25 protein-coding genes and 1 riboswitch are annotated in these 24,228 nt (G+C 41.7%); of the genes, 1 reads left to right on the forward strand and 24 read right to left on the reverse strand.

What is annotated here, in order from left to right; all coding sequences use genetic code 11:
• Window positions 1-87 precede the first annotated feature (87 nt).
• The 13 genes from glmU to KFT32_RS21170 form a co-directional block, all read right to left on the reverse strand.
• Window positions 88-1,485, reverse strand: a complete 1,398-nt coding sequence (gene glmU / locus KFT32_RS21110; protein WP_283246458.1) for a bifunctional UDP-N-acetylglucosamine diphosphorylase/glucosamine-1-phosphate N-acetyltransferase GlmU — start codon at window positions 1,483-1,485, stop codon at window positions 88-90.
• 232 nt (window positions 1,486-1,717) lie between these two features.
• The gene (gene spoVG / locus KFT32_RS21115) at window positions 1,718-2,002 is read right to left on the reverse strand and encodes a septation regulator SpoVG (RefSeq protein WP_047914164.1); all 285 of its coding nucleotides are present in this window, start codon (window positions 2,000-2,002) and stop codon (window positions 1,718-1,720) included.
• A 169-nt stretch (window positions 2,003-2,171) separates the two neighbouring features.
• Window positions 2,172-3,005 (reverse strand): pur operon repressor, encoded by an 834-nt coding sequence (gene purR / locus KFT32_RS21120; protein WP_211749467.1) that lies wholly within the window; start codon window positions 3,003-3,005, stop codon window positions 2,172-2,174.
• Between the two features lie 117 nt (window positions 3,006-3,122).
• The gene (gene ispE, locus KFT32_RS21125; protein ID WP_211749468.1) at window positions 3,123-3,977 is read right to left on the reverse strand and encodes a 4-(cytidine 5'-diphospho)-2-C-methyl-D-erythritol kinase; all 855 of its coding nucleotides are present in this window, start codon (window positions 3,975-3,977) and stop codon (window positions 3,123-3,125) included.
• 161 nt (window positions 3,978-4,138) lie between these two features.
• The gene (locus tag KFT32_RS21130; RefSeq protein ID WP_211749469.1) at window positions 4,139-4,315 is read right to left on the reverse strand and encodes a small, acid-soluble spore protein, alpha/beta type; all 177 of its coding nucleotides are present in this window, start codon (window positions 4,313-4,315) and stop codon (window positions 4,139-4,141) included.
• A gap of 80 nt (window positions 4,316-4,395) precedes the next feature.
• Window positions 4,396-6,579, reverse strand: coding sequence for an RNA polymerase sigma factor (locus KFT32_RS21135; protein ID WP_211749470.1), 2,184 nt, complete (start codon window positions 6,577-6,579; stop codon window positions 4,396-4,398).
• A 135-nt stretch (window positions 6,580-6,714) separates the two neighbouring features.
• Complete coding sequence (gene veg, locus KFT32_RS21140; RefSeq protein ID WP_211749471.1) at window positions 6,715-6,993, reverse strand: biofilm formation stimulator Veg; 279 nt, start codon at window positions 6,991-6,993, stop codon at window positions 6,715-6,717.
• 240 nt (window positions 6,994-7,233) lie between these two features.
• On the reverse strand, window positions 7,234-8,142 hold the full coding sequence (gene yabG, locus KFT32_RS21145) for a sporulation peptidase YabG (protein WP_211749472.1): 909 nt from the start codon (window positions 8,140-8,142) through the stop codon (window positions 7,234-7,236).
• Between the two features lie 102 nt (window positions 8,143-8,244).
• On the reverse strand, window positions 8,245-9,126 hold the full coding sequence (gene rsmA, locus KFT32_RS21150; RefSeq protein ID WP_211749490.1) for a 16S rRNA (adenine(1518)-N(6)/adenine(1519)-N(6))-dimethyltransferase RsmA: 882 nt from the start codon (window positions 9,124-9,126) through the stop codon (window positions 8,245-8,247).
• Window positions 9,127-9,139: 13 nt separating this feature from the next.
• A complete protein-coding gene (gene rnmV / locus KFT32_RS21155) occupies window positions 9,140-9,685 on the reverse strand; it encodes a ribonuclease M5 (protein ID WP_211749473.1) in 546 nt (181 codons plus the stop codon).
• A 166-nt stretch (window positions 9,686-9,851) separates the two neighbouring features.
• Window positions 9,852-11,057, reverse strand: a complete 1,206-nt coding sequence (locus KFT32_RS21160; RefSeq protein WP_211749474.1) for a 3D domain-containing protein — start codon at window positions 11,055-11,057, stop codon at window positions 9,852-9,854.
• Window positions 11,058-11,328: 271 nt separating this feature from the next.
• Window positions 11,329-11,545, reverse strand: a riboswitch (cyclic di-AMP (ydaO/yuaA leader).
• Between the two features lie 187 nt (window positions 11,546-11,732).
• Window positions 11,733-12,497: a TatD family hydrolase gene (locus KFT32_RS21165; protein WP_211749475.1), complete on the reverse strand. Its 765-nt coding sequence runs from the start codon at window positions 12,495-12,497 to the stop codon at window positions 11,733-11,735.
• Between the two features lie 64 nt (window positions 12,498-12,561).
• Window positions 12,562-13,842, reverse strand: coding sequence for an HD domain-containing protein (locus tag KFT32_RS21170; protein ID WP_211749476.1), 1,281 nt, complete (start codon window positions 13,840-13,842; stop codon window positions 12,562-12,564).
• A gap of 350 nt (window positions 13,843-14,192) precedes the next feature.
• On the opposite strand from KFT32_RS21170, the gene KFT32_RS21175 reads away from it, so the two are divergent.
• Window positions 14,193-14,447: an AbrB/MazE/SpoVT family DNA-binding domain-containing protein gene (locus KFT32_RS21175; RefSeq protein WP_047914173.1), complete on the forward strand. Its 255-nt coding sequence runs from the start codon at window positions 14,193-14,195 to the stop codon at window positions 14,445-14,447.
• Between the two features lie 211 nt (window positions 14,448-14,658).
• On the opposite strand, the gene rsmI is transcribed toward KFT32_RS21175, so the two are convergent.
• The 11 genes from rsmI to KFT32_RS21230 form a co-directional block, all read right to left on the reverse strand.
• Window positions 14,659-15,555: a 16S rRNA (cytidine(1402)-2'-O)-methyltransferase gene (rsmI, locus tag KFT32_RS21180; RefSeq protein WP_211749477.1), complete on the reverse strand. Its 897-nt coding sequence runs from the start codon at window positions 15,553-15,555 to the stop codon at window positions 14,659-14,661.
• A complete protein-coding gene (locus tag KFT32_RS21185) occupies window positions 15,552-16,322 on the reverse strand; it encodes a tRNA1(Val) (adenine(37)-N6)-methyltransferase (RefSeq protein ID WP_211749478.1) in 771 nt (256 codons plus the stop codon). Before KFT32_RS21185 ends, rsmI begins: the two co-directional genes overlap by 4 nt.
• 69 nt (window positions 16,323-16,391) lie before the next feature.
• Entirely contained in the window at window positions 16,392-16,760 is a 369-nt protein-coding gene (yabA, locus tag KFT32_RS21190; RefSeq protein WP_211749479.1) for a DNA replication initiation control protein YabA, read from the reverse strand.
• A 29-nt stretch (window positions 16,761-16,789) separates the two neighbouring features.
• A complete protein-coding gene (locus KFT32_RS21195) occupies window positions 16,790-17,590 on the reverse strand; it encodes a PSP1 domain-containing protein (protein WP_211749480.1) in 801 nt (266 codons plus the stop codon).
• A 139-nt stretch (window positions 17,591-17,729) separates the two neighbouring features.
• Window positions 17,730-18,704: a DNA polymerase III subunit delta' gene (holB, locus tag KFT32_RS21200; RefSeq protein ID WP_211749481.1), complete on the reverse strand. Its 975-nt coding sequence runs from the start codon at window positions 18,702-18,704 to the stop codon at window positions 17,730-17,732.
• A 242-nt stretch (window positions 18,705-18,946) separates the two neighbouring features.
• Window positions 18,947-19,390: a YaaR family protein gene (locus KFT32_RS21205; RefSeq protein WP_211749482.1), complete on the reverse strand. Its 444-nt coding sequence runs from the start codon at window positions 19,388-19,390 to the stop codon at window positions 18,947-18,949.
• 53 nt (window positions 19,391-19,443) lie between these two features.
• A complete protein-coding gene (locus KFT32_RS21210) occupies window positions 19,444-19,773 on the reverse strand; it encodes a cyclic-di-AMP receptor (protein ID WP_211749483.1) in 330 nt (109 codons plus the stop codon).
• A gap of 203 nt (window positions 19,774-19,976) precedes the next feature.
• Entirely contained in the window at window positions 19,977-20,612 is a 636-nt protein-coding gene (gene tmk, locus KFT32_RS21215; RefSeq protein ID WP_211749484.1) for a dTMP kinase, read from the reverse strand.
• Between the two features lie 161 nt (window positions 20,613-20,773).
• Window positions 20,774-22,291, reverse strand: coding sequence for an aminotransferase class I/II-fold pyridoxal phosphate-dependent enzyme (locus KFT32_RS21220; RefSeq protein WP_211749485.1), 1,518 nt, complete (start codon window positions 22,289-22,291; stop codon window positions 20,774-20,776).
• Between the two features lie 181 nt (window positions 22,292-22,472).
• A complete protein-coding gene (locus KFT32_RS21225; protein WP_211749486.1) occupies window positions 22,473-22,670 on the reverse strand; it encodes a sigma factor G inhibitor Gin in 198 nt (65 codons plus the stop codon).
• 908 nt (window positions 22,671-23,578) lie between these two features.
• Window positions 23,579-23,965 carry a hypothetical protein gene (locus tag KFT32_RS21230; RefSeq protein WP_211749487.1) on the reverse strand — a complete coding sequence of 129 codons (387 nt, stop codon included), beginning with the start codon at window positions 23,963-23,965 and terminating at the stop codon, window positions 23,579-23,581.
• Window positions 23,966-24,228 lie beyond the last annotated feature (263 nt).

Here is a 24,228-nt window from a genome sequence, read left to right on the forward strand (position 1 = left end):
AATAAAAAACCTCCGTGCTGGTTCATTGGAATCGATTTTAGTTCTGCTCATAAAAAGTCGGCGCTATTCATATAGAACAGCATTTCATTAGGATTTCGCGTTGTTTTTCTTAGCTTTTGCACGGGCGCGGATCTTATCTGCATATCCCGGCTTATTTTCTTGACGGACTCTTGCAATAGCAAGATCACTTTCAGATACAGAGTGAGTAATCGTTGAACCTGCAACAACATAGGCTCCTTTGCCCACTTTAACAGGTGCGATTAAGTTCACGTTACTACCTACAAAGGCATCATCTTCAATTTCTGTAACAGACTTATTATAACCATCGTAGTTCACAGTTATTGCGCCGCAGCCGATATTTACATTTTTACCGACCTTAGCATCGCCAATATAACTCAAGTGGGATACTTTAGAGCCATTATCGATGCTAGCATTTTTGATCTCTACGAAGTCGCCTATTTTAACATCCTCTCCAATTTTGGAGTCCGGGCGCAAATAAGCGAAAGGCCCTACAGAAGACCCATTACCCACTACCGCTTCGCTTAACACGGATTGTTTTACGGTAACGTTATCGCCAATGGTGCTGTCTTCAATCTCGGTATTAGGCCCGATTATCGAAGCTTCACCAATTGAAGTGTTCCCTTTAAGCATTGTACCCGGGTACAGAACTGTATCGGAACCAATCGTAACGTCAGCACCAATGTACGTAGATGAAGGATCAATGATCGTCACTCCGTTTAGCATGTGCTTGCGAACTATACGTTGTCTCATAAAACCCTCTGCCTCAGACAAAGCGACACGATCATTTACACCGATTGATTCTGCTGCATCATTGGTCATGAATGCTTCTACAGTTTCTCCCGCTTCACGGAAGATGCCGACAACATCCGTAAGATAATATTCTTGTTGTGCATTGTTGTTTGTTACTTTATCCAAAGCTGCAAACAGTTTAGCATTATCGAAGCAGTACGTACCTGTATTGATTTCTTGTACTGCATCTTCTTCTGCATTGCAGTCTTTTTGTTCTACAATTTTAGTTACAGACCCGTCATTACTGCGAATTACGCGACCATAGCCAGCAGGATTATCCATATGTGCTGTGAGCACTGTTGCTGCTGCCCCGCGGGATTCATGAAGCTCCATCAGACCTTCCAAAGTTTCCTTGGTTACTAGAGGAGTATCCCCACAGATTACAATTGTGGTTCCTTCTTCATTACCAAGCATATCCTTTGCCATCTTGACAGCATGTCCTGTACCGAGTTGTTGTTCCTGTAATACATAATCAGCTGCTGAGCCGAGATAAGATTTTACAGCCTCTGCTCCATGCCCTACGACTACAATGTTACGAGTAACCCCCGCTTTTCCTACCGTATCCAGAACATGACCAACCATCGGTTTGCCACATACAGGATGGAGTACTTTATACAGTTTCGACTTCATACGTTTTCCTTGCCCTGCAGCAAGAATAATAGCCATTCTTTTCAACAATCCCGACCTCCTACGCTGTAATTGTAATGTTATCCACTCTAATTCCAAAAAAGGATCTCAGGACTATTCAACATTGAATTGGGCGCAAACAAGTATACCCTAATCCTTAACTTCAGGAAGGGATGTAACTACGCTCAATCTTGCTCATTAAAGAATATACTTCATTATCGAAAAAAAGAAAAGAGAGCCATAGAATGACTCTCTTTTCTTTCGAACCCCAATAATGTTCTTATGCGCCTTCTTCAATAACCTCTTCTTCGGTTGCGGCGCGTTCGTATTCAGCCAGGACAGCAGCCTGAATCTTCTCACGAGTGCCCGAAGAAATCGGATGGGCGATGTCACGGAATTCTCCATCAGGAGTCCGCTTACTAGGCATAGCAACGAACATTCCATTGTTACCGTCAATAACTCGAATGTCATGAACGACAAACTCATTATCAATAGTAATCGACGCTATTGCCTTCATTCTCCCCTCTGAGTTAACGCGGCGGAGTCTGACATCTGTAATCTGCATGTGTGTTCACCACCTTTTTCCATCGGAACTTGGTGTATAATTCCACACAACATGCAAATATTCCTTCTTTTTACTGCTACAAAATGTCCTAATTTTAGGAATTTTTTTGTTATTGATACGATTTAGGTCACTTTCGACAAAAGAAGTGTAAAGTCGTCAAAAGTAACTGCTATAAAAGAGAGTCAAAATAGTTTCCTGGCTTTACTGTGATCTGCTTTGTTTTGGCATCAACAGCAGTAAGAGTAGCTAGTGAAACATAATCATGGAGCAAGCGTTCCTCTGAATCCACCGTTCCTGATTCGACCAGTACACCCACACCTGCCACTTCTGCATTAAATTCCTTCAGAAGATCAATCATCCCCTGAACGGTTCCTCCTGCTTTCATGAAGTCATCTACAATCAGCACACGAGATTTCTCTCGAAGAGCTCTTCTTGAAAGAGACATCGTATGCAAGCTTTTGTGAGAACCGGAGACATAGTTAATGCTAACTGCAGATCCCTCAGTAACTTGATGGTCTCGTCTAACAAGAACAACAGGAAGATTCAATTGAGAACCTACTGCATATGCCAGTGGAATTCCTTTCGTTTCTACCGTCATCACCACATCAATTTCACGGCCTGAAAAAGCAGTGGCTAAAATTTTGCCGATCTCATTTACAACAGCCGGTTGACCCAGCAAATCAGACATATATAAATATCCGCCCGGTAAAATCCGATCAGGCTGTTCCAACTTTCCGCACAACTGCTGCATAAAAGAGAGAGCTCGTTCCTGGGACATTTTTGGCATAAACTTAACGCCGCCAGCTGCACCCGCAAGCGTCTGCAGGTCTCCCATGCCTTCCTCTTCAAACACTTCCTTGATAATAGCTAAATCTTCGCTTATGGATGACTTTGCAGCTCCATATCGTTCAGCAAAAGTAGTAAGCGGGATCAAGGTATGTGGTCTTGAGAGCAGGTATTGTGTCATTTCAACCAAACGTGCACTACGTTTCAATTTCTTCACAGACGATTCCTCACGATCTACTTCCAAAATCCGAATATTTACTAATGAATATATCATTTTTGTACGTATTTGTACAATGAAATAAATAAAAATAGCACTATATTTGGAAAAAAATTTCTAAGTCAACAATCGCACCGCATAAACTTCTTTACAGAACCCACGCAGACCATTATAAATCCTTGGTACTTTCGATTCCTTGGAAATGAGACCAAATACCGTAGGACCGCTTCCTGACATCAGCACACCGTCGGCACCAAGCCGCAGCATAGCCTCCTTCAATTGTCCTACCTCAGGATGGAGCTTCAGCGTCACATCCTCCAGAACATTACCAAGTTCCTGGCAAACCCCTGCAAAAGACTGATTGCGAATTGCCTCCTCCATTCTTTGGGCTGAAGGATGATGTACAATACGATCACTTTTTACACGCCCATATACCTCAGCTGTTGAGACGTTAATTGGAGGTTTAGCAAGGACAACCCAGCACTGAGGAGGATTTGGCATCATAGTCAGCTTCTCTCCTCTTCCCGTAGCAAGTGCCGTACCACCTGTTATACAAAAAGGGACATCAGACCCAAGTTCAGCACCAAGCAGCCTTAGTTCCTCGTCAGAAATACCAAGGCCCCAAAGTTTGTTTAAGCCGCGCAGTGTAGCAGCAGCATCACTACTCCCACCTGCTAACCCAGCAGCTACTGGGATTTTCTTATCTAAATGAATGTATACGCCTTTCTTGACGTCATATCGTTCTTTTACCAGTTTAGCGGCCTGAAAGGCCAAATTCTTCTCATCAAGGGGGATATAACCCGCCTGGCTAGAGATCATAATCGTATCGCGAGGCATTTCTTCCATCTCAATTCGATCGGCAAGATCGACCATTGTCATGATCATCTCCACCTCATGATACCCATCGCTTCTTTTATGTAATACGTCCAGCATCAAATTAATTTTAGCAGGAGCTTTTTCGTAAATTTTCAAGGCGTTCACCCACCCTTAGCTTTTCCCTCAAGACAACTTAACATATTATATCAAAATGATGCTGTCAAGTCATTCTGCCGTCCAAAGACAGCTTTATAAGCTCCATGCTCAGAATAGTGAAAAGACTCCCTTTCATTCAGGGAGCCCAGACTATATTCCTTCTAGGACTTTCTGGCTGCCTGTTCGGCAAGCTGAATAGCCCGTTTTACCATATTGCCTGCATCCTTGGCCTTGATGCCTCCCCAGCCTTCCTGCTGAACGGTATCATAGAAGCCCAAATCTTTTGCGAGTTCATTCTTTAGTTCCTCTGACATTACACTGCGTCTACTGCGACCCATGGTGACTCCTCCTTATAAGGGGACTGATAATTTCCTGCACAGTTAGTATCTCTGTAGGGATGAGACAATATGCATTATCACTATTTATCAGTATCTTGTTCTATATATGGCTCAAGCCAAGAGTAAGAGTTCGTTGTAGGCAAAATAAACTTCCAATCGATATCCAGATCTTTTTCACTAAAGATCCGTTTTACTGTCATTTTTCTAGGGATCTCTGTAATCCCTTTTAACAACAGTTGAATCTCCAGATGGGTTCCAGACTGTTTCTTAATATGGTAATCCAGCGTATAACCTCTCCCCTTTTCATTCTTAATGAACCAATCATGGATATCAAACGGTTTGTCAGTCAACGTAGCAGAAACGTCAATGATTCCCACTCTTTCCTCTCCACCATTTGGATTTTTACCCATCCGAATGCTATGGAAAGTATAGCTGTCATATTTATCGTTAAATGTAACGGGAAGATTTGCTGTTTCTATCTTGGTCGGACCCCAAGTAGTCGAAGGCATAGAGTATCCCTTGAGACGAAATTCCAGAGGCATGTTATTTATGGTGTCGTCCACACTAATAAATGTACTCCAATGTACTCCTTCTTCGTCTGTATAACGCTTTATCATTTTAATATTATCATCAGTAAAGTGCTCATATCTCGGATACGTTTCACCTGTATCTGGGTTTGTAATAAGATAGTGAATATTCGTATTAGCGGAGATAAACGGCCCCCCTTGATAAGGGTCTTCTGTTGTGGTAACAAAATCAAGTCGGTTCCCTCTTGGGGCTCGAATATAATTTTCTGCAACAATCTTATCCCCATTTGGCAGGGTCACTTGCTCATTTAGAGGGGTAACGACGGAGTTCTCCTTAGCCTTTTTGAAATCAACATGAAAAATAAATCCCCAGTTTCCCTCTTCTATCCGATTCCCTCCGCCTTCCGCCTTGACACCCACTTGGGATAAGGTGCTTTTGATTTGAAGCGTGTCTGATGTAATATTTGCATCAAGTGGAATTCGTAGGATAGTGATCCCCGGTTTGACAGTCCCCTCTGCTTTATTATTCACTACCCGCCCCACTTGTTTGCCATCCGCATCTAATACTTGAAAAGTATCCTCCAGTACCAGCTCTCGAGGAAGATAAGCACTCTCATCTTCTTCTCTTTCAGCGGTCTTCATTTCTATAGCCAGCACGATCTGAAATCGATTAACCAGCATCTCACTGACTTTGAGCGTGATCCCTTTGCTCTCTACTTCGACTCCAGGATACTGAGCCATATCACCATAATAGTCAGGTGATCCGTAGTTCGCACTTTGAAGAGGCGTCCATTCCTCCATGTCCAACTTACTAGATGAACTTAGCACCTCTTCTTGTCCAATTTTCGTCTGCTGTAAAGCATAGACTGCACTACCTGTACACAGAAGCACAACAGCTGCAGCAAGTCCCCATTTGCGTAGTCGTCCTTTATTCCATCTCATCGTCCTCTTGCTTTCTTCCCTTGGCTCAGCCTCAATCTCGATATCATCCAGCGTAAGCATTACTTTTGATGTAAAGTCAGCCCCTGTACGGGCATTGTATAGCTGCTTCTCACAAAGAATCTGTTCTTGCTTTAGCTCTTGATATAACTCTCGACAGGCAGAGCATCCAGCCAAATGCTTCGTGTCTTCGTCACTGAAACCGGTAAGCAGCCTATCATCGATCTGAACTGAATTCAAGCACTCATAATCCCTTACCTCCCGATTACCAAACTGCTTTTTTAAACGTTTCTTCGCACGGTGCAGCCGGTTTCGCACCTGATGTGCGCTAAGTTCTGTTATAGCGGCAATTTCGCCATAGCTTAGCTCATTTGTATATCGCAAAAGGACAACAAGCCGCTCTTCTTCTTTCAAAGAGGCAAGCATTGTATGCACCTCAGATCGCATTTCACTACGTATGAGCTCTTCTTCTGGGGTATGTATTTCTTTCCTTACCGGAATCTTTTCCTCCGGCAACCAAACTTTATTGGATCGTTTATGATCAATGACGAGTCGCACCGCTATTTTATATATCCATGCTCCTAAGCTCCTCGATTGGTCGTGACTCGTCAGCTTTTGATATGCCTTAATGAAAGTATCCTGAACAAGGTCTTCCGCATCTGACCTCTGCACCCCCATGCCAATAATAAGGTTGTATATCCGATCCTTGTATTTATTCACGATATGAGCGTATAGCTGTTTATTTCCGTTTATAACCTCGTTAAGAATCTGATGTTCATCTAAGCTGTCTTCACCCATAACGCCCCTTCATGCCCCCTGCCCTTTGCTTTCTCTCACTATATAGACGGGACACATCCCTTTAACCTCTCAATTGGCACAAAAAAATGGCCTCACCCTGAAATCAGGATAAGACCATCTTACAAAAATTCATGCTTACACTTCGGTATACGATATATCACTTACAACATGCTCAGGATCATAGACTGAAACTTGTACAGCTTCAGTTAATATATCGGCGTAACTGTAAGACACTCGTTTAAACGTTTGTTGTTCCTGATCAAGCTTGACAATAAAAACAGAAGGGTACGTTTCCTCCAGTACACCGGTTCGCTCAATTGTCTTACGGCGTCCGCCGTTCGCACGAAGCAAGATCTTCTGACCAACGTGAGCGTCGAGACTGCGTTTAATATCCAATAGCGTATTTTTAGCCATCGTTTAACGACCACCTCTTTCCTCTTGTCCATTATACAAGGTTTCACAGAAGTTGTCAAATTAAATAAATAATTATATCAGCATCAAAAATGTGTTGTCAACGAATTTTTTAGCGATTACTTCATTTTTTATGCTCATTTTTATAACATTCATTCACTCGTTTTAATAATGTGTTGTTATCTGAAATAAAAAAGCAGGCTCCGTGTGGAACCTGCCTTGAGTATTTATTGCTGATCTTTTTTAAATTGCAGCTGGTGTAACCTTTAAAGTAGACAAATCTTGTAACGGCGGTAAACCTATACGGTAACTTCCTTTCGATTCCAGTCCGCCGATTCCTTCACTACCTGTAATCGTATGATGGATAATGTCATTCATATTCATCGTATCCTTAACAGAAGTAAAAGCAGCTTTAGCCGCAACATACACTGGATCAAGGGCATGAATAAGCACACGACTAGGAGAACTGGCGAAATTGGCGCCAGCACGGATCAGCGCTTCAAAATGGGACTGGCATGCTCCCGCCACAATAGTGAGTGCATCTAGGTGCCACTCGTATTGTCTCGCTACTTGTATGGCAGCAATAAAATTAGCTGAATTCTTATAGTGGTTGATGTTATACAAGTCATACGGCTGTCTGGTCTTCAGAACCCCATCATGACCTGTAATCACGACAATATCAGGCCGGGAACGCGGCAGTAATCGGTAGAGGGTATCAGCCATAGACGCCTCATGAACGAAATGGCCTTCTGCGGGCACACGCAGCCTCTCATAGAGTGCCATGCTCTTTTTTAAGTAATTAGGGTCACCATCTAGGTGCAATACTTTACCTGGCATCTCAAAATACGAAGGAGTCTCTGATGATACTGCTGAATGGTTCCATTCATCAATGAGCCCTGCCTGATTACGCTGTGCCTGTTCCTTACGATGCTGCTGCAGCAACGAATAGGATTCATTCGCTTTAATATGAGCTAGCCTTGTTTTTTTTGTCTCTGGTTCGTATGGTACTTTCACCAGATCATCCAGGGGGGAATCGGCAAGAAGCCTAAACTCGGTTCCTTTAATTACCGCTTTATCCTCCTGAAGACCCTCTACTCGGAAAGTCACGTCGCCACCATACGATTTCCGAATGACCAAGTCTCCTAAATTCATCAACATTATCACCTCTAACCCTATGGTATGGGCATCTCCCTGCTTTGGTTCATAGGTGAGGAGAAATTGAGGAGGAGGACTTTAGACAAAAAGAGAAGGGCCCTACTCCACCCCTACTCCAGCTTCAAGCAACACTGCGCTAAGACGCGCATATTCTTCTATGCTGAGCGTCTCTCCCCGTCTGGTTGGTTCAATGCCCGCTTTTTCTAAAAGAGGCTCAAGCTCGTCTTTATTTTCTTTGGTAAAGAAGCGGCTTTTCAAATTGTTCGCAATGGTTTTCCGACGTTGAGCAAACGAAGCATGAACCACTTCAAAGAAATGCTTTTCACTTTTCACTTCGACTGGTGGCTGCTCTCGTACTTTTAGACGAATTACGGCAGACTCTACATTCGGCTGTGGAATAAAGACGGTATGAGGTACAATGCAAACCAGCTGAGGTTCACTATAATATTGCACAGCAATGCTGAGGGTACCGTAATCCTTCGTACCTGGAGACGCAGCCATTCTTTCCGCTACCTCTTTTTGAATCATAACGACAATACTATCGATCGGCAGTTTCTCTTCGAGCAACTTCATCAGAATAGGTGTCGTCACGTAATAAGGAAGATTCGCTACTACGCTAACTTTATCCACTTCACTGAAATTTTTTTCAAATAAGGCCGGTAAATCTGTTTTAAGAACGTCGCCATGATGTAAATATATATTAGGATAGGGTTCAAGTACTTCCTGCAAAATCGGAATAAGACGCTGGTCAATCTCAACGGCTGTAACCTTCTTAGCTGCCTGCGCTAATTTCTCTGTAAGTGCACCGATCCCTGGTCCAATCTCCAGCGCACCTTTGTTTTCATCCAGATTTGCAGCATCTACAATTTTGTGGAGGATGTTCTGATCAATAAGGAAGTTTTGTCCCAAACTTTTCTTGAATGAAAATCCGTGTCTTGCAATAATCTCTTTTGTCCGCCTTGGTGTTGCAATTTCATCCATGCCCTTCACGTTCTCACGATCCTTCTTGTTCAATTTGCTCAAGTGCATTTACAAATTCTTCACGACTAATTTGAAACATCGTCAGCCTTTTATATAATTGCTTTCCATTACAATATCCAATTCCTAAAATGTTTCCAAGTTCCATACGGCGACGAGATGCGTCCGGGTGAACGATAAGGCCTGCTTCAATCAGGTCTTGCCAATCAATAAGCGGTTTGGCAGCCTCATACGTCGTATGAGCACGTGACAACGCCTCTCGAATCGCTTCCGGGGATGCGTTCTCAACACCTATGTCACCTTTACGAGTTGCATCTTCTTCTTTTATAAAAGCATGGCTTACCCCTGGTACTTTGTTCGTTATTATCTTACGAATACGTTCTCCTGCATGATCAGGGTCAGTAAACACAATAACGCCTCTTCTCTGCTGGGCAAGTTCGATCTTTCTTAGGATTTGAGCGTTAATGGCTGAGCCTCCGGTTTCAATCGTATCTGCTTCTACAGCACGTTTAATCGCTACCGTATCGTCTCTGCCTTCAACGACAATAATTTCTTTAATCATGACCGTTTGTCTTCCTTTCTAAACAAAAAGAGAAGAGGAAAATTTCCTCTTCTGCATGTAAGAGGCAAACGATAGACATGTAGTCTAAACTTTCGTTTACCTTATATAGCATCACCGAATCATGTTGTTAATACTATAGGATTAATGATGCATTGTAAAATATATTTTAGTTCAGTTCTGGCTTCACAGGACCGATGACATACACCGTTTTTCCTTTTTTACGACCAAAATTGAGCGCTTGATCCAGACTGTCATAATAAACGTCTATTTTATTACCTTTAATGGCACCACCAGTGTCTTCAGCACGGCGGAAGCCCACACCTTCAATGTATACCCACCATCCAAGTGGAATCACTTTCGGATCGACTGCAATGGTGCGTCCTTCCTGTACACGAGTACCGGAAGCTGTTTTGGTCCCGATTCCTTCTTCTTCGGAAGAGTAGGCTGTCATGGACACATTATTCAGCACTTTGTTCACTTTGAAAGACACGCCGTCTTTCGTAATGGTGTCACTGTCTGAAGAGGAAGATGAAGATACCTTCTTCACTTTGTCAGCTACGGAGTTATTACTTGATTTGGATGTACTCGCTGCTGCCACAAGCGTCTCTGGTTCTGGATCTGGCTTAGGCTCCGGCTTTTTCTTGGAACCAACAGCAATGACTTGATCGACACGATTTTTTTGAACTTGTTTCCCAGTCATTTTCTTAGATACTAATTCACCATCTTGAAATACCTTCTCAATGGTTTGGACCATCACGCCTTCGTGCCCATTTTGTATTACGCGGTTATCACCTTTGTACAAGCTCGGGTCAGCAGTTTTGATTACTTTATAGGGAATCGCTGCTTCTTGTTTAGCTGTTTGTTTCGTTACCCGGACAATTTTAATATTAAGATCTGCTTTCACCACAGTGTCCACAGCAGGATATACTTTATCATTATCTGACACCTTCACGCCTTGGCTTACAAGCGCTTCTTGGACTGTATCCTTTGTCGTATAGATTTGTTCCGTTTTGCCGTCCGCTGTCACGTTAACTGCAACAGCTCGCTTAATAGTAACTTGATCCCCGTCTTCAATCGCTCCATTCAGTGGCATCGAAACTTCATCATGGGGGCTTACTGTGATTGCATGCTCATCCAGCACTTCATTAAGCATACCTTCACGAGTTTCCAAGGTCTGGGCTTTGCCATCCACGACTAGTGAAATTTCTTTACCTCCCTGACCGTAAACGATAAGCGAGATCATAACTAACAGTGCGACTGAGAAGATTGCGACCAGTATAATTTGACGCAGATTCTCATGCTTCCATCGCAACGCGTAAGACTTGCTGGATGATGGTGACTCATGGGTCTCCTCTGGTTGGAAATTTCCCACTTACTCCGTCCTCCTTCGTAGTCCCGCCGTCAAGAGTAATGCATGATTGTAATTTGACGCGACTATAACAATTTGTATACAGAAACAGATTTGTCTGTTTTTGCACCATGTGCCACTCTTCGCAGCTTGATGTAACCTCCCGTTAACCAACAGTATGACGAGGTTGTAACTTTTATTCTCCTAAAACAAAGAAGCCAAAAAAGAGTTTCTGAGGAACTCTCTCATGGCTTCCGATAGTTTCTTAAGAATAATCGGAAACATCATACACGAGTTTGCCTCTTTATACGCTTACGGAGTTAGCTGTCGGATTCGGACGCAAGAGTCGCCCTGGATCAGGTCATTTGCTCATGGCTAATGCCTTTTCCTTCACCCCTAGACTCAAAATGAAATCAAATACGATGGTCTAAAATACGAATCTACTAGCCTGTCAGACCATCCTATCGGTTCCCCCGTTCTTCGATTTACGAAAGATTCAGCGAGAATGACGCATGAAGTGAATGTCAATAATTCACTGAAACGATGATATCCTGTTTGTATGCATGTTGTAAAGCCGTATTCAACTACGTTTTTCTAAATAAATGGTTAAAAAATTGTAATAATCGCGTAAAAATCCTTACAAAAAGATGAATCGCTCTTATTTGCTCGTTATTTCACCTATTTTACTCCTTTTATTAATTAAATGCCAAATAGTTCCAGTGCATTTTGGGTCGTTATCCGGGCGATTTCTTCCACGGAAACACCTTTTAGAGCTGCCGCAGCCTCTGCAACGAGTGCCACATGTGCCGTTTCATTTCGTTTTCCCCGATACGGATGTGGGGTCAGGTATGGAGAGTCCGTCTCGATCAATAATCGATCCATTGGAACTTTGGTCAGCACCTCTTTAGGCTGTTTAGCATTTTTGAAAGTGATCGGCCCACCAAACGAAAGATGGAATCCCAGATCAAGACACATTTCTGCCGTTTCCCAACTGCCTGAAAAAGAGTGCATAATGCCCCCGACTTCACTCGCTTTTTCTTCCCGTAGAATTTTCACAATATCTTCGTGCGCGTCTCGGTTATGGATAACAATTGGCATGCCAATTTCTCTTGCAAGTCCAATTTGTTGTCTCAGGACTGTATGTTGGATTTCCTTTGGAGAAGTATCCCAATGATAATCAAGACCTATCTCCCCGATAGCTACTACTTTTTCATGTTGACACAAAGATGCGATCCATTCTAGATCCCCATCCTTCATCGTAATTGCATCAACCGGATGCCAGCCGACTGCTGCATACATAAAATCATACTTTTCGACAAGATCCATTGTTGTAGGTATGGTCTCGCGATTAAAACCGATATTTATCATGCGAGTTACTCCCGCATCGACAGCACGCTGGATGACTTCCTCTCGATCATTGTCAAATTCTGCTGCATCTAAATGGGTATGTGTGTCAAATAACATCGTCTTTGTTACTCCTTTCTTACTATCCAAATAAACATTTATATATAATAGAACTTATGCATACTCATGAAAAAATCTTTCCAATCTCCGGTGGAAGCTTTTCAAGAATTGTCTTCACCTTTTCTTGTGGGAAGTACAAATGATACTTACCGCGCTGAATTCCACTAATAGATCGTACAATGTCAGAAACTTCAGATATATCACGCAATCTTTCCTGTTTGTCTATAATGATAATTTGTTTCTGGCTGTCCTCATCGTCCGGACGAAACACATCATACGGCAGATCTGATGGAAAATCAATTTCCAGATCATAGCCCGGATTTAGCCCAACCTCCCGAAAAGCCTGTTTCATCTCCTCAATGAATTCCTCATCCATACGATCTACTTCTACATATTTATACAGCTTTCGATCTAAAAATCGAATACATAAATCCCTCAGTAACTCATCCTTTTCTTCGGTCCATTGATTAAACGCGGTTTGAATAATGGACTCATCAATACGAAGGTACTCTTGTACCGTAATATTCCCTTTAATGAGGGAAAGCAACGAGGGCAACATAAATCCGAATGAATATCCACTTATAACAAGTTCCTTGGCTCTTCTAAAAATTTGGCGAAGAATAATTTCGGAACTGCGAGTTACAGGATGAAAATATACTTGCCAATACATCTGGTAACGAGACATAAGATAATCCTCAACTGCATGCATTCCTGAATCCTTCACAACAACACGCCCTTGATATGGACGGAGCATTCTAAGGATCCGGTCTAGATCTATTGTTCCATAATTAACACCTGTATAGTAAGCATCTCTTAATAAGTAATCCATTCGATCTGCATCAAGCGGACTCGATACCAAATTCACTACGATCGGTTTATCATAGGTCTTCGCAATGACTGCTGCGACCTTCTCGGCAAAATCCGGTGCAACACGATTTAGAATCGCCCCTATCTCGGTGTCACCCAAAATAATTTTGCATGTCCATTCTTCATGATCCATATCAAATGCTTCTTCTATAGAATGTGAAAAGGGTCCATGACCAACATCATGCAACAATGCAGCGCATAGTGCTACCTGTTTTTCTTCTGTCGGCCAATCCGAATATCCACTACGCTCGAATTGTGAAATAATTCTTCTCGTTATTTCATAAACACCAAGGGAATGGGAAAAACGACTATGTTCCGCTCCATGAAACGTCAAATAGGTAGTTCCGAGCTGTCTGATTCGGCGAAGACGCTGAAATTCGGGTGTATTGATAAGTTGCCAAATGACCGGATCTTGAACATGCACATAATTGTGTACAGGATCTTTAAAAACCTTTTCTTCACTGAGCTTTAGTTGCATATGTCTCACTCCTCCTCAAGATAATGTATCAAAATTCAATTGCATGCAACCCATACAAACTTTTCGACTTTTAGTTATTTGTTTCTCGTTTTATTCGACATTTAACGACAAATTTTGTCGAATTACGCTGTACTTTTGATTTCCAAATCGACAAGCGTTATAATAATAAATACGGCAGGAAAAATCATCGATAAACCAGTCCTTTTTCATAAACTTCACTAAATATTAACCTAATAAGTTATTTTTAATGTTGACTGATTTGGGAATGGTTGGTATGATGATTAGCATAAAAGATAAAATAATGTCGAATCATGCAATTATAAGTGATGGCGAGAGGAGCAACAAATATTATGATGAAATCTACAGGTATTGTAAGAAAAGTTGATGAACTAGGCCGGGTTGTTATTCCAATCGAATTGCGTCGTACACTAGGTATCGGAGAAAAAGATGCACTCGAAATTTATGTAGATGGAGAGCGCATCATGCTTAAAAAGTATGAGCCTGCGTGTATCTTCTGTGGAAATGCAGAAAACGTAACATACTTCAAAGGAAAAATTGTTTGTCACGAATGTATTTCCGAAATCCCAGCACCTGTGACAAATTAAGGAATATAGGTTATAATAGGTTTTATAGAAAAGCTATCATTTTAAATTAATCATAGATTTCTTTACAATTTTATATATATTGCTTTTCTTTTCTGAAATTTTTTCAGTTTTAACTACTGTTATCTCTAACCTTTTTCATACTCCTTGATGCCTTCTTTGGTTACACTATAACCGAAGAAGGCATTTTTTTGTCCTATTCTTCATTTTTCAACTATTCATCTTCATCCTTCAACAGCGCATTATAAATATCCCTTTTAGCCAGCCCGCGATCAGATGCTGTTTTTTTCATCGCGTCTTTACGAGATAGCCCTTCATTTTCATAGTGTGCAACATGCTCGCCCAACTTTAAGTTCTGCCACCATTCATTTTGCATTGTTTCCTCTTCTTCTTTGCTCATTCCATCGACAATTACACAATACTCTCCAAGGGGTGGGTGCTCTTCAAGCCAATCCATACATTCTTGGATACTGCCTCTTACGTACTCCTCATGACGTTTGGTCAACTCTCTAGCTAGAACAACATTCCGATTGCCGTAGATTTCAAGCATAACCGTTAATGTTTTTTGTACCCGATGAGGAGATTCATAAAACAAAAGCGTTCCCTGCGAATAGCCCACTGCTTCTAATACCTTCTGCATGTCCTTCTTCTCTCTTGGTAAAAATCCGATAAAAGTAAAACGTTCTGTAGGTAGTCCGGACGCAATAAGAGCAGACAATGCAGCATTTGCTCCAGGCACAGTTACAACAGGAATATCTGCTTCAATAGCTAGAGCAACCAGGTCAGAACCAGGGTCTGAAATGGCTGGCATACCGGCATCACTAACCAGTGCTAAATTTTTTCCTTCTATTATATAGCGTATCAATTCAGGTCCGCTTGCCGCCTTATTATGTTCATGATAACTGAACAGAAGTTCCGGACTGATCTCAAAATGACTAAGAAGCTTTCTCGTCTGGCGTGTATCCTCAGCAGCTATAATATCGCACTCTTTTAATGTCTGAACCGCGCGATAAGTCATGTCATTCAAATTTCCTATGGGAGTTGCAACTAGGTAAAGTGTACCTGTTTGCGCATTTTTATCATCAAAGCTTTTTTGAACTTGAAATTTCATTTTTTCTCCTCCTCCAGATTGTGCTCACCATAATAGATGTTCATAATCTCCTCACAGTATTGTCCTTCTTCGTTATAGACAATCAGAGGCGGGAGCATTCTTACATCTGGTTTTCCATCACGTAATGCTTCGATTAGCACCATGTTTGCCTCTTTATCTATCCGCGGATGTACCATCCGAATTCGTTTGGGTTCCAGTCGGTATTTTCGCATGAGTGTAATGATTTCACCAAGCCGCTGTGGTTTGTGAACCATCGATACTTTCCCCCCCGTACGCACAAGATGCATACAAGCTTTGAGAATATCTTCAAGTGTACCGTTTAGTTCATGTCTGGCTGTAGCCTGATGTAGACTCAGCTTAATGTCGCTTCCATTCAAGGGCATATACGGTGGGTTCACTGTAATCGCGTCATATTTACCGTAACCTATATGCTCTGCAAAATTCCTTACATCCCCTTCATGAATTTTGATCTGCTCTTCAAGCCCATTTAACTTTACGCTTCGTCTTGCCATTTCTGCTAATCTGGACTGAATTTCTACTGCTTCAATGGAAGCTTTCGTACGGGTCGTTAATAGCATTGGGATGACTCCGTTACCTGTACAAATATCAAGAATTTTTCCCCTTTGCGGGATCCCGGCAAACCTAGCCAGAAGAACTGCATCCATCGAAAAACTGAACACTTCATCACTCTGGATAATCTGCAAATCATGAGTGAGGAGATCATCCAAACGCTCTGAAGGGTGAAGTACAACATCATTTTTGTTCATATTTATCTCTTCCCTGCCTTACTCGTAATATAATCCTAAAAAAAAACCGTAGGGAACCCCTACGGCTCGTTACTTATTCAAAAATGACAGACAGAACAGACAATCGCCTTCCGTACGCAAATGACCATAATAGACATTGCAGATATGAAAACCTTCATAATACAGACGAGCCAAGTTGTCATGGCCTTCACCAACGACATCTTCCTCAGGCTCAAGGATAGGAGTCTGAGGTACAGGAGTCTTGGGAGTAGGAACTGCCTTCTCAGCAGTAGCCCCACGCTTCAGCACCTTACGAAGTTGCTCATTCTCTAGCGTAATTCGCTGATTTTCTTCGAGCAATTCCTTCACGATCATTTTAAGCTCACCAAGATCACTGCTCATTTGTCCCATTTGTGTTTCCATTTCAAGAATGTGTGCAAAAACTGTTTTCTTCTCCAAAATCCCACCCCGAAAGCAAACATAATGGTTTACTTGATGACAACGTCATCCATTGAAAGCTCTTTTACTTTATTTATCTCAAACAACTGAACATGTATCGTCCGATTGCCTGCATGTATTCCAACTACCTTACCTTCACCAAGAGAGGTAACAACCAGTTTTCCTACTGCCGGCATCTCTTCTTTGACACTCTCATAGTTATCATGCTCAAATTTCAGGCAACACATAAGTCTTCCGCAAAGTCCTGATATTTTGGTTGGATTCAGTGAAAGGCTTTGATCCTTTGCCATCTTAATGGATACCGGTTCAAAATCTCCAAGCCAAGAGGAACAGCATAGTACTCGTCCACATGGACCTATTCCTCCAAGCATTTTCGCCTCGTCACGTACACCAATCTGACGTAATTCAATCCGAGTACGGAAAATACTTGCCAAATCTTTTACAAGTTCTCTAAAATCCACACGGCCTTCAGCCGTAAAATAAAATATGATCTTATTACGATCAAAAGTAAATTCTACATCGACCAGCTTCATTTTAAGCCCATGGTCTTTTATTTTATTTAAACAGGTTCCAAATGCGTCCTTTGCTGCGAGCTTATTTTCTTCCACCACTTTGGCGTCCGCTTCACCTGCAATACGAATGACCTTCTTGAGAGGCAATACGACGTCAGATTCCCCGACTTCCTTCTTACCTATAACTACTTTGCCGTACTCAATCCCGCGAGCGGTCTCTACAATAACGCTAGAATCCTTTTCAATAGGAAGATCGAGGGGATCAAAGTAATAAATTTTGCCCGCTTTTTTAAAACGGACACCGACTACACTATACAAAAAATTAACCCCCTTGTATACCAATAAAACCTCTATTGGAGCCTTTCTTAAAAGGCTGCAATCAAAGCGTAATATGTTAAGACATTGCTAGGGTAAAGAATAAAACCTGCAATTCCTGCTGACTAGACCCTCTTAAAAGTTACGAAGCAAGTCCAATCAAAAATTGTTCCACACATAACTGTCCATTCATATTAGAATGTAGTTTCTTCCTGCATTCTGCTGCCAGATCCATATAGGAAACCCACTGCTCTGTCGAACGACTAATCGCCATAGTGGAAATGGTGCTGAGTTGATCTATAAAAATTACATTCTCCTGCTTGCCATATGTTACGTAAAGCATATCCTTGAACCACAAATGGAACATGTCAAACATTAGCTCAAGATGCTCGGAAAGCCCGCTCTTAAAGAGTTTCTGCTGAGCGGAAACTAGGGACATACTGCCTCTTGTCAGCGACTCTCCTCCTAATTGTAACATTACATTTCTAATTTCTGCAAACCAATTCTGGTCAAGTAAATCCTTACAAGACTCTAGGCCAGAGGTCAAAAAAGCTGCCGTTCTTACCAGTGCAGGTGAATATCCCTCTTTCACAAATACCTCTTCAATTCGCTCAGGACTAAGCGCCCTAAAGGGAACCTCTTGTGTACGAGACAGAATAGTTGGAAGCATAGCTCCTTTATTACTCGTTATCAAGATGCCTACTGCTGGAACCTGTGGCTCTTCCAGAAACTTTAGTAAACTGTTTGCAGCCTGTGTCGTCATCTTATCTGCCTGATCTATAATGTAAATTTTACGATTGTTGTTCTCGGACCGGTAATTGAAAATCTTCTGCAACTCACGGATCTGATCAATCTTCAGGCTTGCACCTTCAGGCTCTACATAATGTAGATCTGGATGGTTCCCGTGTTCAACCTTACGACATTCCAGACATTCTCCGCACGCATCATCCTGCTGACGGGTACAATAGATCGCTTGGGCAAAAGCAGTAGCCATCTGACGCTGCCCACTACCCGAAGGACCACTGAATAAGTAGGCATGACTGATTGCTTCTTGTCGAAGTCCGCTTTGCAGCATTTGTTTTGCCGTTTCCTGGCCCATAATATCACGAAAAGACATGAGATGATCCTCCCCATGCTGTATTGCCGCATGACTATGATTGTTTGACTATCATCTGTATCCGTTTATTTATTGATAAAAGAATAACAAATGATCTTCTATTTCCATTATATCATGTTAAAAGGTAATATAAATTTTAGTATTGTAATAAAATTAATTACCAGTTTGTATTTCTTATTACCCTAAAATAGTATATAGAAAAAGACAAGCTCTATTCGCTTGTCTTTTTCTATAATTTTCATCTAAAAACTAAGATTGATGAGCATCCCGCGAATTTCACCGATTTTCTGGAGCAACTCCATCTTACCCTGCTCTAATTGAAGTAGATCCTCAGCCATCTGAAGTAAAGCAGCATCTACCTCATCAATAAGTAGATATCGCTTGCCCCGCCCTCTGCGGTCCCAACCTTTGGATTCCTTCATGCTTACTCCTCGTCTTACGGTATCTTCAAGGAACCGCTTAACCAGTTGCTTATAAGCTTTTAATTCACGAATCGTCATGGAACGCGCAAGCCGGTCCCCTTGAAGTTGAATTTCGTTCAGTCGACGAGTTAACTCAGCATCCGATGCTCGCTCTCCCTGTTGCTGCATCATGCCGGCAAAGTCCTTGGTCTGTATAGGTTTTGCACCTGTATCAGTTGGGCTTATTCCACTCTGCAGCGGCCGAAATCCTGGGTTGATTTTCACACATATCCCTGCTTTCTATCTTGAAACAAACTTGGGTTTCTTATTATATCTAATTAGAAATGTTCGAAACGGTCAACCGGTAATACGAATACAGTAGCTCCGCCCACCTGTACTTCAACAGGGAGAGGCAAGTAAGAATCTGTTGTTCCACTCATTGGTGTTACTGGAGTCACGAGCTGTTCCCTTACTTTACAACTACTGCGGATTACATTCATAACAGATTCTACCTGACCATCGTCTACCCCGATCATAAATGTCGTATTTCCTGCTTTCAGAAAACCCCCTGTACTGGCAAGCTTGGTTGCACGGAAATTAGCTTTCACCAGTCCGCTGGAAAGACGATTACTATCTTTATCTTGAACAATGGCTACGATTAATTTCATCGAAAACGCCTCCTAAATAGAAAATAAATAATACCCGAAATGTAATTAGTCGTCTTCACATCATATAACTTCTCATATGATGATACCGTCTTTTTCTCACGCTTACGATTGCTAGTCTAGAGTTCCTTCTATGGCCTAGCACAATGCCCATTATTATGAAGTTCCATAGATGCACTACATAATACTTTATTAGACATATACCCTTAAATATCCTTTAATACACACCTAAGGTTTGCAATTAAACTACAAAATACCTCATCAGGTGACAAAGAAGCATCAATGACTTTTATTCTTTCAGGTTCACTCTGTACCAATTTCAAATAACCTGATCTCACCTTATCATGGAATAATCGACTTTCCATATCCAAACGATTAATTTCTCTGCCTTGATTAGCTGCTATTCGAGCAAGCCCAATTTCTGGTTCAACATCAAAGTAAAGTGTCAGGTCTGGAGTGATATTTTCAGTAGCAAAGAGATTAATAGAGCGGATTTCTTCTACTCCAATTCCTCTCGCATATCCCTGATATGCCAAACTGCTGTCGACAAACCGATCGCATAATACAATAAAGCCTTCCTCTAGCGCCGGAATTACTTTTTCCACTAAATGTTGTCTGCGTGCTGCTGCGTACAAAAGTGCCTCTGTTCTCGCATCCATGGCGGTATGTTCAGGATCTAAAATGATAGATCGGATCTTTTCTGCTATATCGATTCCCCCAGGCTCCCGAGTTAACAGATAAGGAATATCCCTTTCTCTTAAATAATCAGATAGACGTGTAATCATTGTTGTTTTACCTGATCCTTCGCCGCCTTCAAGTGTAATAAATAATCCTTTAGACAATGTTTCTCTCCCCTAAGCTTCATTTTTTTATATGACAATATGCTATTTATCTATCAACGGACGGTTGAGAACCACTTATAATACCAACTGTAGTATGTTCTTGTCGATAACAGATTGGTTCTCTCTATAGATGACGAATTAGCATTTTTTGCGTACTAGCATTACTTTTCAATCATGACCAAAATCGTATCTAGGCTGGAATCCGTGTTACCCTGAATTTTTGCCCCGGACTCGCGAAGCAGTATCAAATGATTTTTCATATTCTCATCAATCATTTCACCAGGATACAATAATGGAATTCCCGGCGGATAAGGAATAACCATTTCGGCAGCAATCCGGCCAGATGCTTCTCCAATACTTATTTGCTCTTTCTGCTCTTTAGCTATTTTACGTAGGTGAAAAGAGACCGGACAAGAAAAGACAGCAGATTGCAAAATGTTCCACGTGGAAACACGAGAAAGTGTCGTCTGATCAGGCTTGAGAAGCTGCTCACATTCTCTGGGCTCCTCTTCTAATGATATATGCAGCAAGGTATCCAAAAGGTGCATTGCATCCTCCTCTGAGGATCCTAAACTAAACAAGAGCACGACGAAGGTATCGTCACTCATTTCTGGCACACAGCCTCTATCTTCTAGTCTTCGCTGCAGCTCATATCCACTCAGGACCATCTCCTTGTCATAAATGACAAGTTTAAAAGGATCCTGGGTAGTGTAGCCAGCATCCGCTCCCGAGGGCCCCAGCAAACCAAAACGCGGTATGTTATTTTGAATCCCACTTTTTGCCTTGTTCACAGCAGCAAGGCCTGCCGTGAAGGCATCCGCTCCATGCCTGTGTAAGTGCAGGCGTGCAAGATCAAGCGAGGCCATGAGTGGATACGATGGGCTCGAGCTCTGTATCATGGATAAGCGTTGCTTCATTAATTCCCGATCTAGTAATTTACCCTGTACATGGACCATAGCGCCCATGGTCATAGCTGATAGCATCTTGTGAGTGGATTGCACTACTCCATCTGTTCCCGCGGCTAGAGCTGAATTAGGCAACGCAGGATGTTGGCCATAGTGTGCTCCGTGCGCTTCGTCAACGAGAAGTGGCACACCAACATCATGACATGCTCTCGCAATGTCAGATAGCTCGAATCCCATCCCGTAATAATTAGGCATGGTAAGAAAAACACCTTTTGCATTTGGATAGGCCTGAAGTGCTGCCTTAATAGTAGTAAGTGAAGGAGCGGTGGCCAGACCACTAACTGAATCTATCTCAGGTGCCAAAAACACAGCATGTGCTCCAGCAAGCATAAGGCCATGAATTACCGATTTATGAACATTACGCTGTACAAGTATAAGATCTCCTGGTTCTGTGCATACCGTAAGAAGCAGTGCAATATTCCCAGAAGTACTTCCCGCTACTAAAAAAAAGCTCTCCTCTGCTCCAAAACAATCAGCAGCAAGTTGCTGTGCTTCCTCGATTACTGTTTCAGGATGATGGAGGTCATCAAGGCCAGTAATCTCTGTAGCGTCAATGCTCATCACTTTCTGGAGCATCGTTGGCGGGGTAAGATTAGAATAAACCTGTCCATTCTTATGTCCAGGTACATGATAAGTGTGCTTACCTGAGTTTTTATATTGAATTAAAGCATCATATAAAGGAGCTTTTTCCTTATTTTTTTGATGGTTGTCCATATGATTAACCCTTCCGATCCGAATTCTATATCTATATTGTAGTGTATTTACATGAAAATATCATCGACTAAGAAGGCCAGGCTCCCTCGCAAACAAATAATTAAAATCAACTCCATTTGGAGAAAATAAAAAAAGGCCTTCTCAGACCTTTACATAAAGTTTCAGGAGAAAAGCCTATATATTATGCATTATTTTGTTGCAGCCATATTTGTTTTAATTGATGAATGAAAAATGGATATTTTGCATCTTGGGCATCCGTGTGTACCATCTCGCTCTCGCAATCCGTACAGATGAATTCTGAAACGATAAAAATACCTTCCTCTTTGGACTGTTCACAGACAATGCAGTGGTGCTTGTGCTGAGTTTGCTGTGCTTCCATTACTATCCCACCTTTGTTTCTTTTCCTATTAGTATGGTACAGTTTCTATTATTTTAAACCTTTTCATAGTGAAACACCATTCCTTTTCCATAGGTTATGCTATTCAGCCTATATCCGATGGGTGTCTGTACCTATTTCTTCGCAACATTTAAATTTATCCCTACGAGTTTCCGATAAACACTATATGAAACTACATTTCATTTTTCTACTAGTTAAGATGGATGTTTAATTAAAAACGCAATCTAAGAACAAATCATAAAGGAGGATTTAATGGAATGTCCGAAGTCATCGGAGAAGAGGCTACTTACTATCAATATCGTCTATTACGCAAAAGCTATATATCCCGTCCAGTCATCTGGAGCTATGTAAGCTTGGCCCTTATCATGTTTTTTATTAGTCTGCTCTTCTTCACATGGTTCGGAGTACTTTGCTACTTTCTATCTTTCATTACAATGATATGGGTTCACTTCGTTATATCCCGTTCCGTACTCCTTCTTAGTAAAAGATATCTACAAAATTGGAGTTTCTCAAGGCGACTACCTTGGATAGGAATGGTTCCCACCCAATATGTTAACTATCATTTCTTTTCAAAAATGCATCTACATATAACCTGGATTAGCTTGGTACTTATCTTTATCTTCGTTATAGCAGGGCCTATCGCCTTTTCTATTAACTTATTATTCTGGCACTTCTGGTTGTTACTACCCCGGTTCTATTGCATTTGCTGGCTGTTCCGTGAAAGAAAAGATGGCCTATTAAAGGTGACGAGTCAGGATATCTCTTATTACATACAATAGAGTAAGGACACCTATTAAAAATGCAAGCACTCAAATGATCTCAAGTACCAAAAAGACAATTTAGCTATAAAACAACCGTAATAAAAAAAGACCTTCCTCTTTGGGAAGGTCTTAATTATTGGTATCAACTATCTTGGGTTTAATTAAAGATGCATCTTGAGTAGGTACAAGAACAGTCAGATAACCATTATGCAATGATAAATGGACTCTCGTTGTATCTTTCAGAAAAACACGTGGTGCTGGCTCTGTGGCACTGGCCTGCTCACTAGCCACGTCCTCGGTCCATCCCCACTCTATAATTTCATTAATATATTTATCAGGTAATTGAGCGCTCTTGCTCACGCCCGGTAAAGAGTATTGAATATAATCCATTTCAGGATTACTCGTTGCTCGATCCATTCGATTTGCTTCTTCAGGAATAGGAAAACTTTTAATATTAACGGCTTCCTCATATGAATCCCAAGAAGTTTTTTGGCTGCATCCCATTAACATCATCATACATAGGAACAGCAGAAAGTAGAGACTAACAATTCTGTATCGCAGCCGATATTCCCCCTTTGTTGCGAAAATGATACCACCCCTTTAAATTATAAGCCCCGTAGTTATTATAACTTTTTAAAAAGGGTATTCCGTAACAAAAATGTTACTACCTGAACCTAATACAGTTCAAAAAAATAAAAACCACCATCGATTGATCGACAGTGGTTCTTTGCTTGGCGGCGTCCTACTCTCCCAGGACCCTGCGGTCCAAGTACCATCGG

The organism is Paenibacillus sp. Marseille-Q4541, from assembly GCF_018310695.1.
GTDB lineage: Bacteria > Bacillota > Bacilli > Paenibacillales > Paenibacillaceae > Paenibacillus.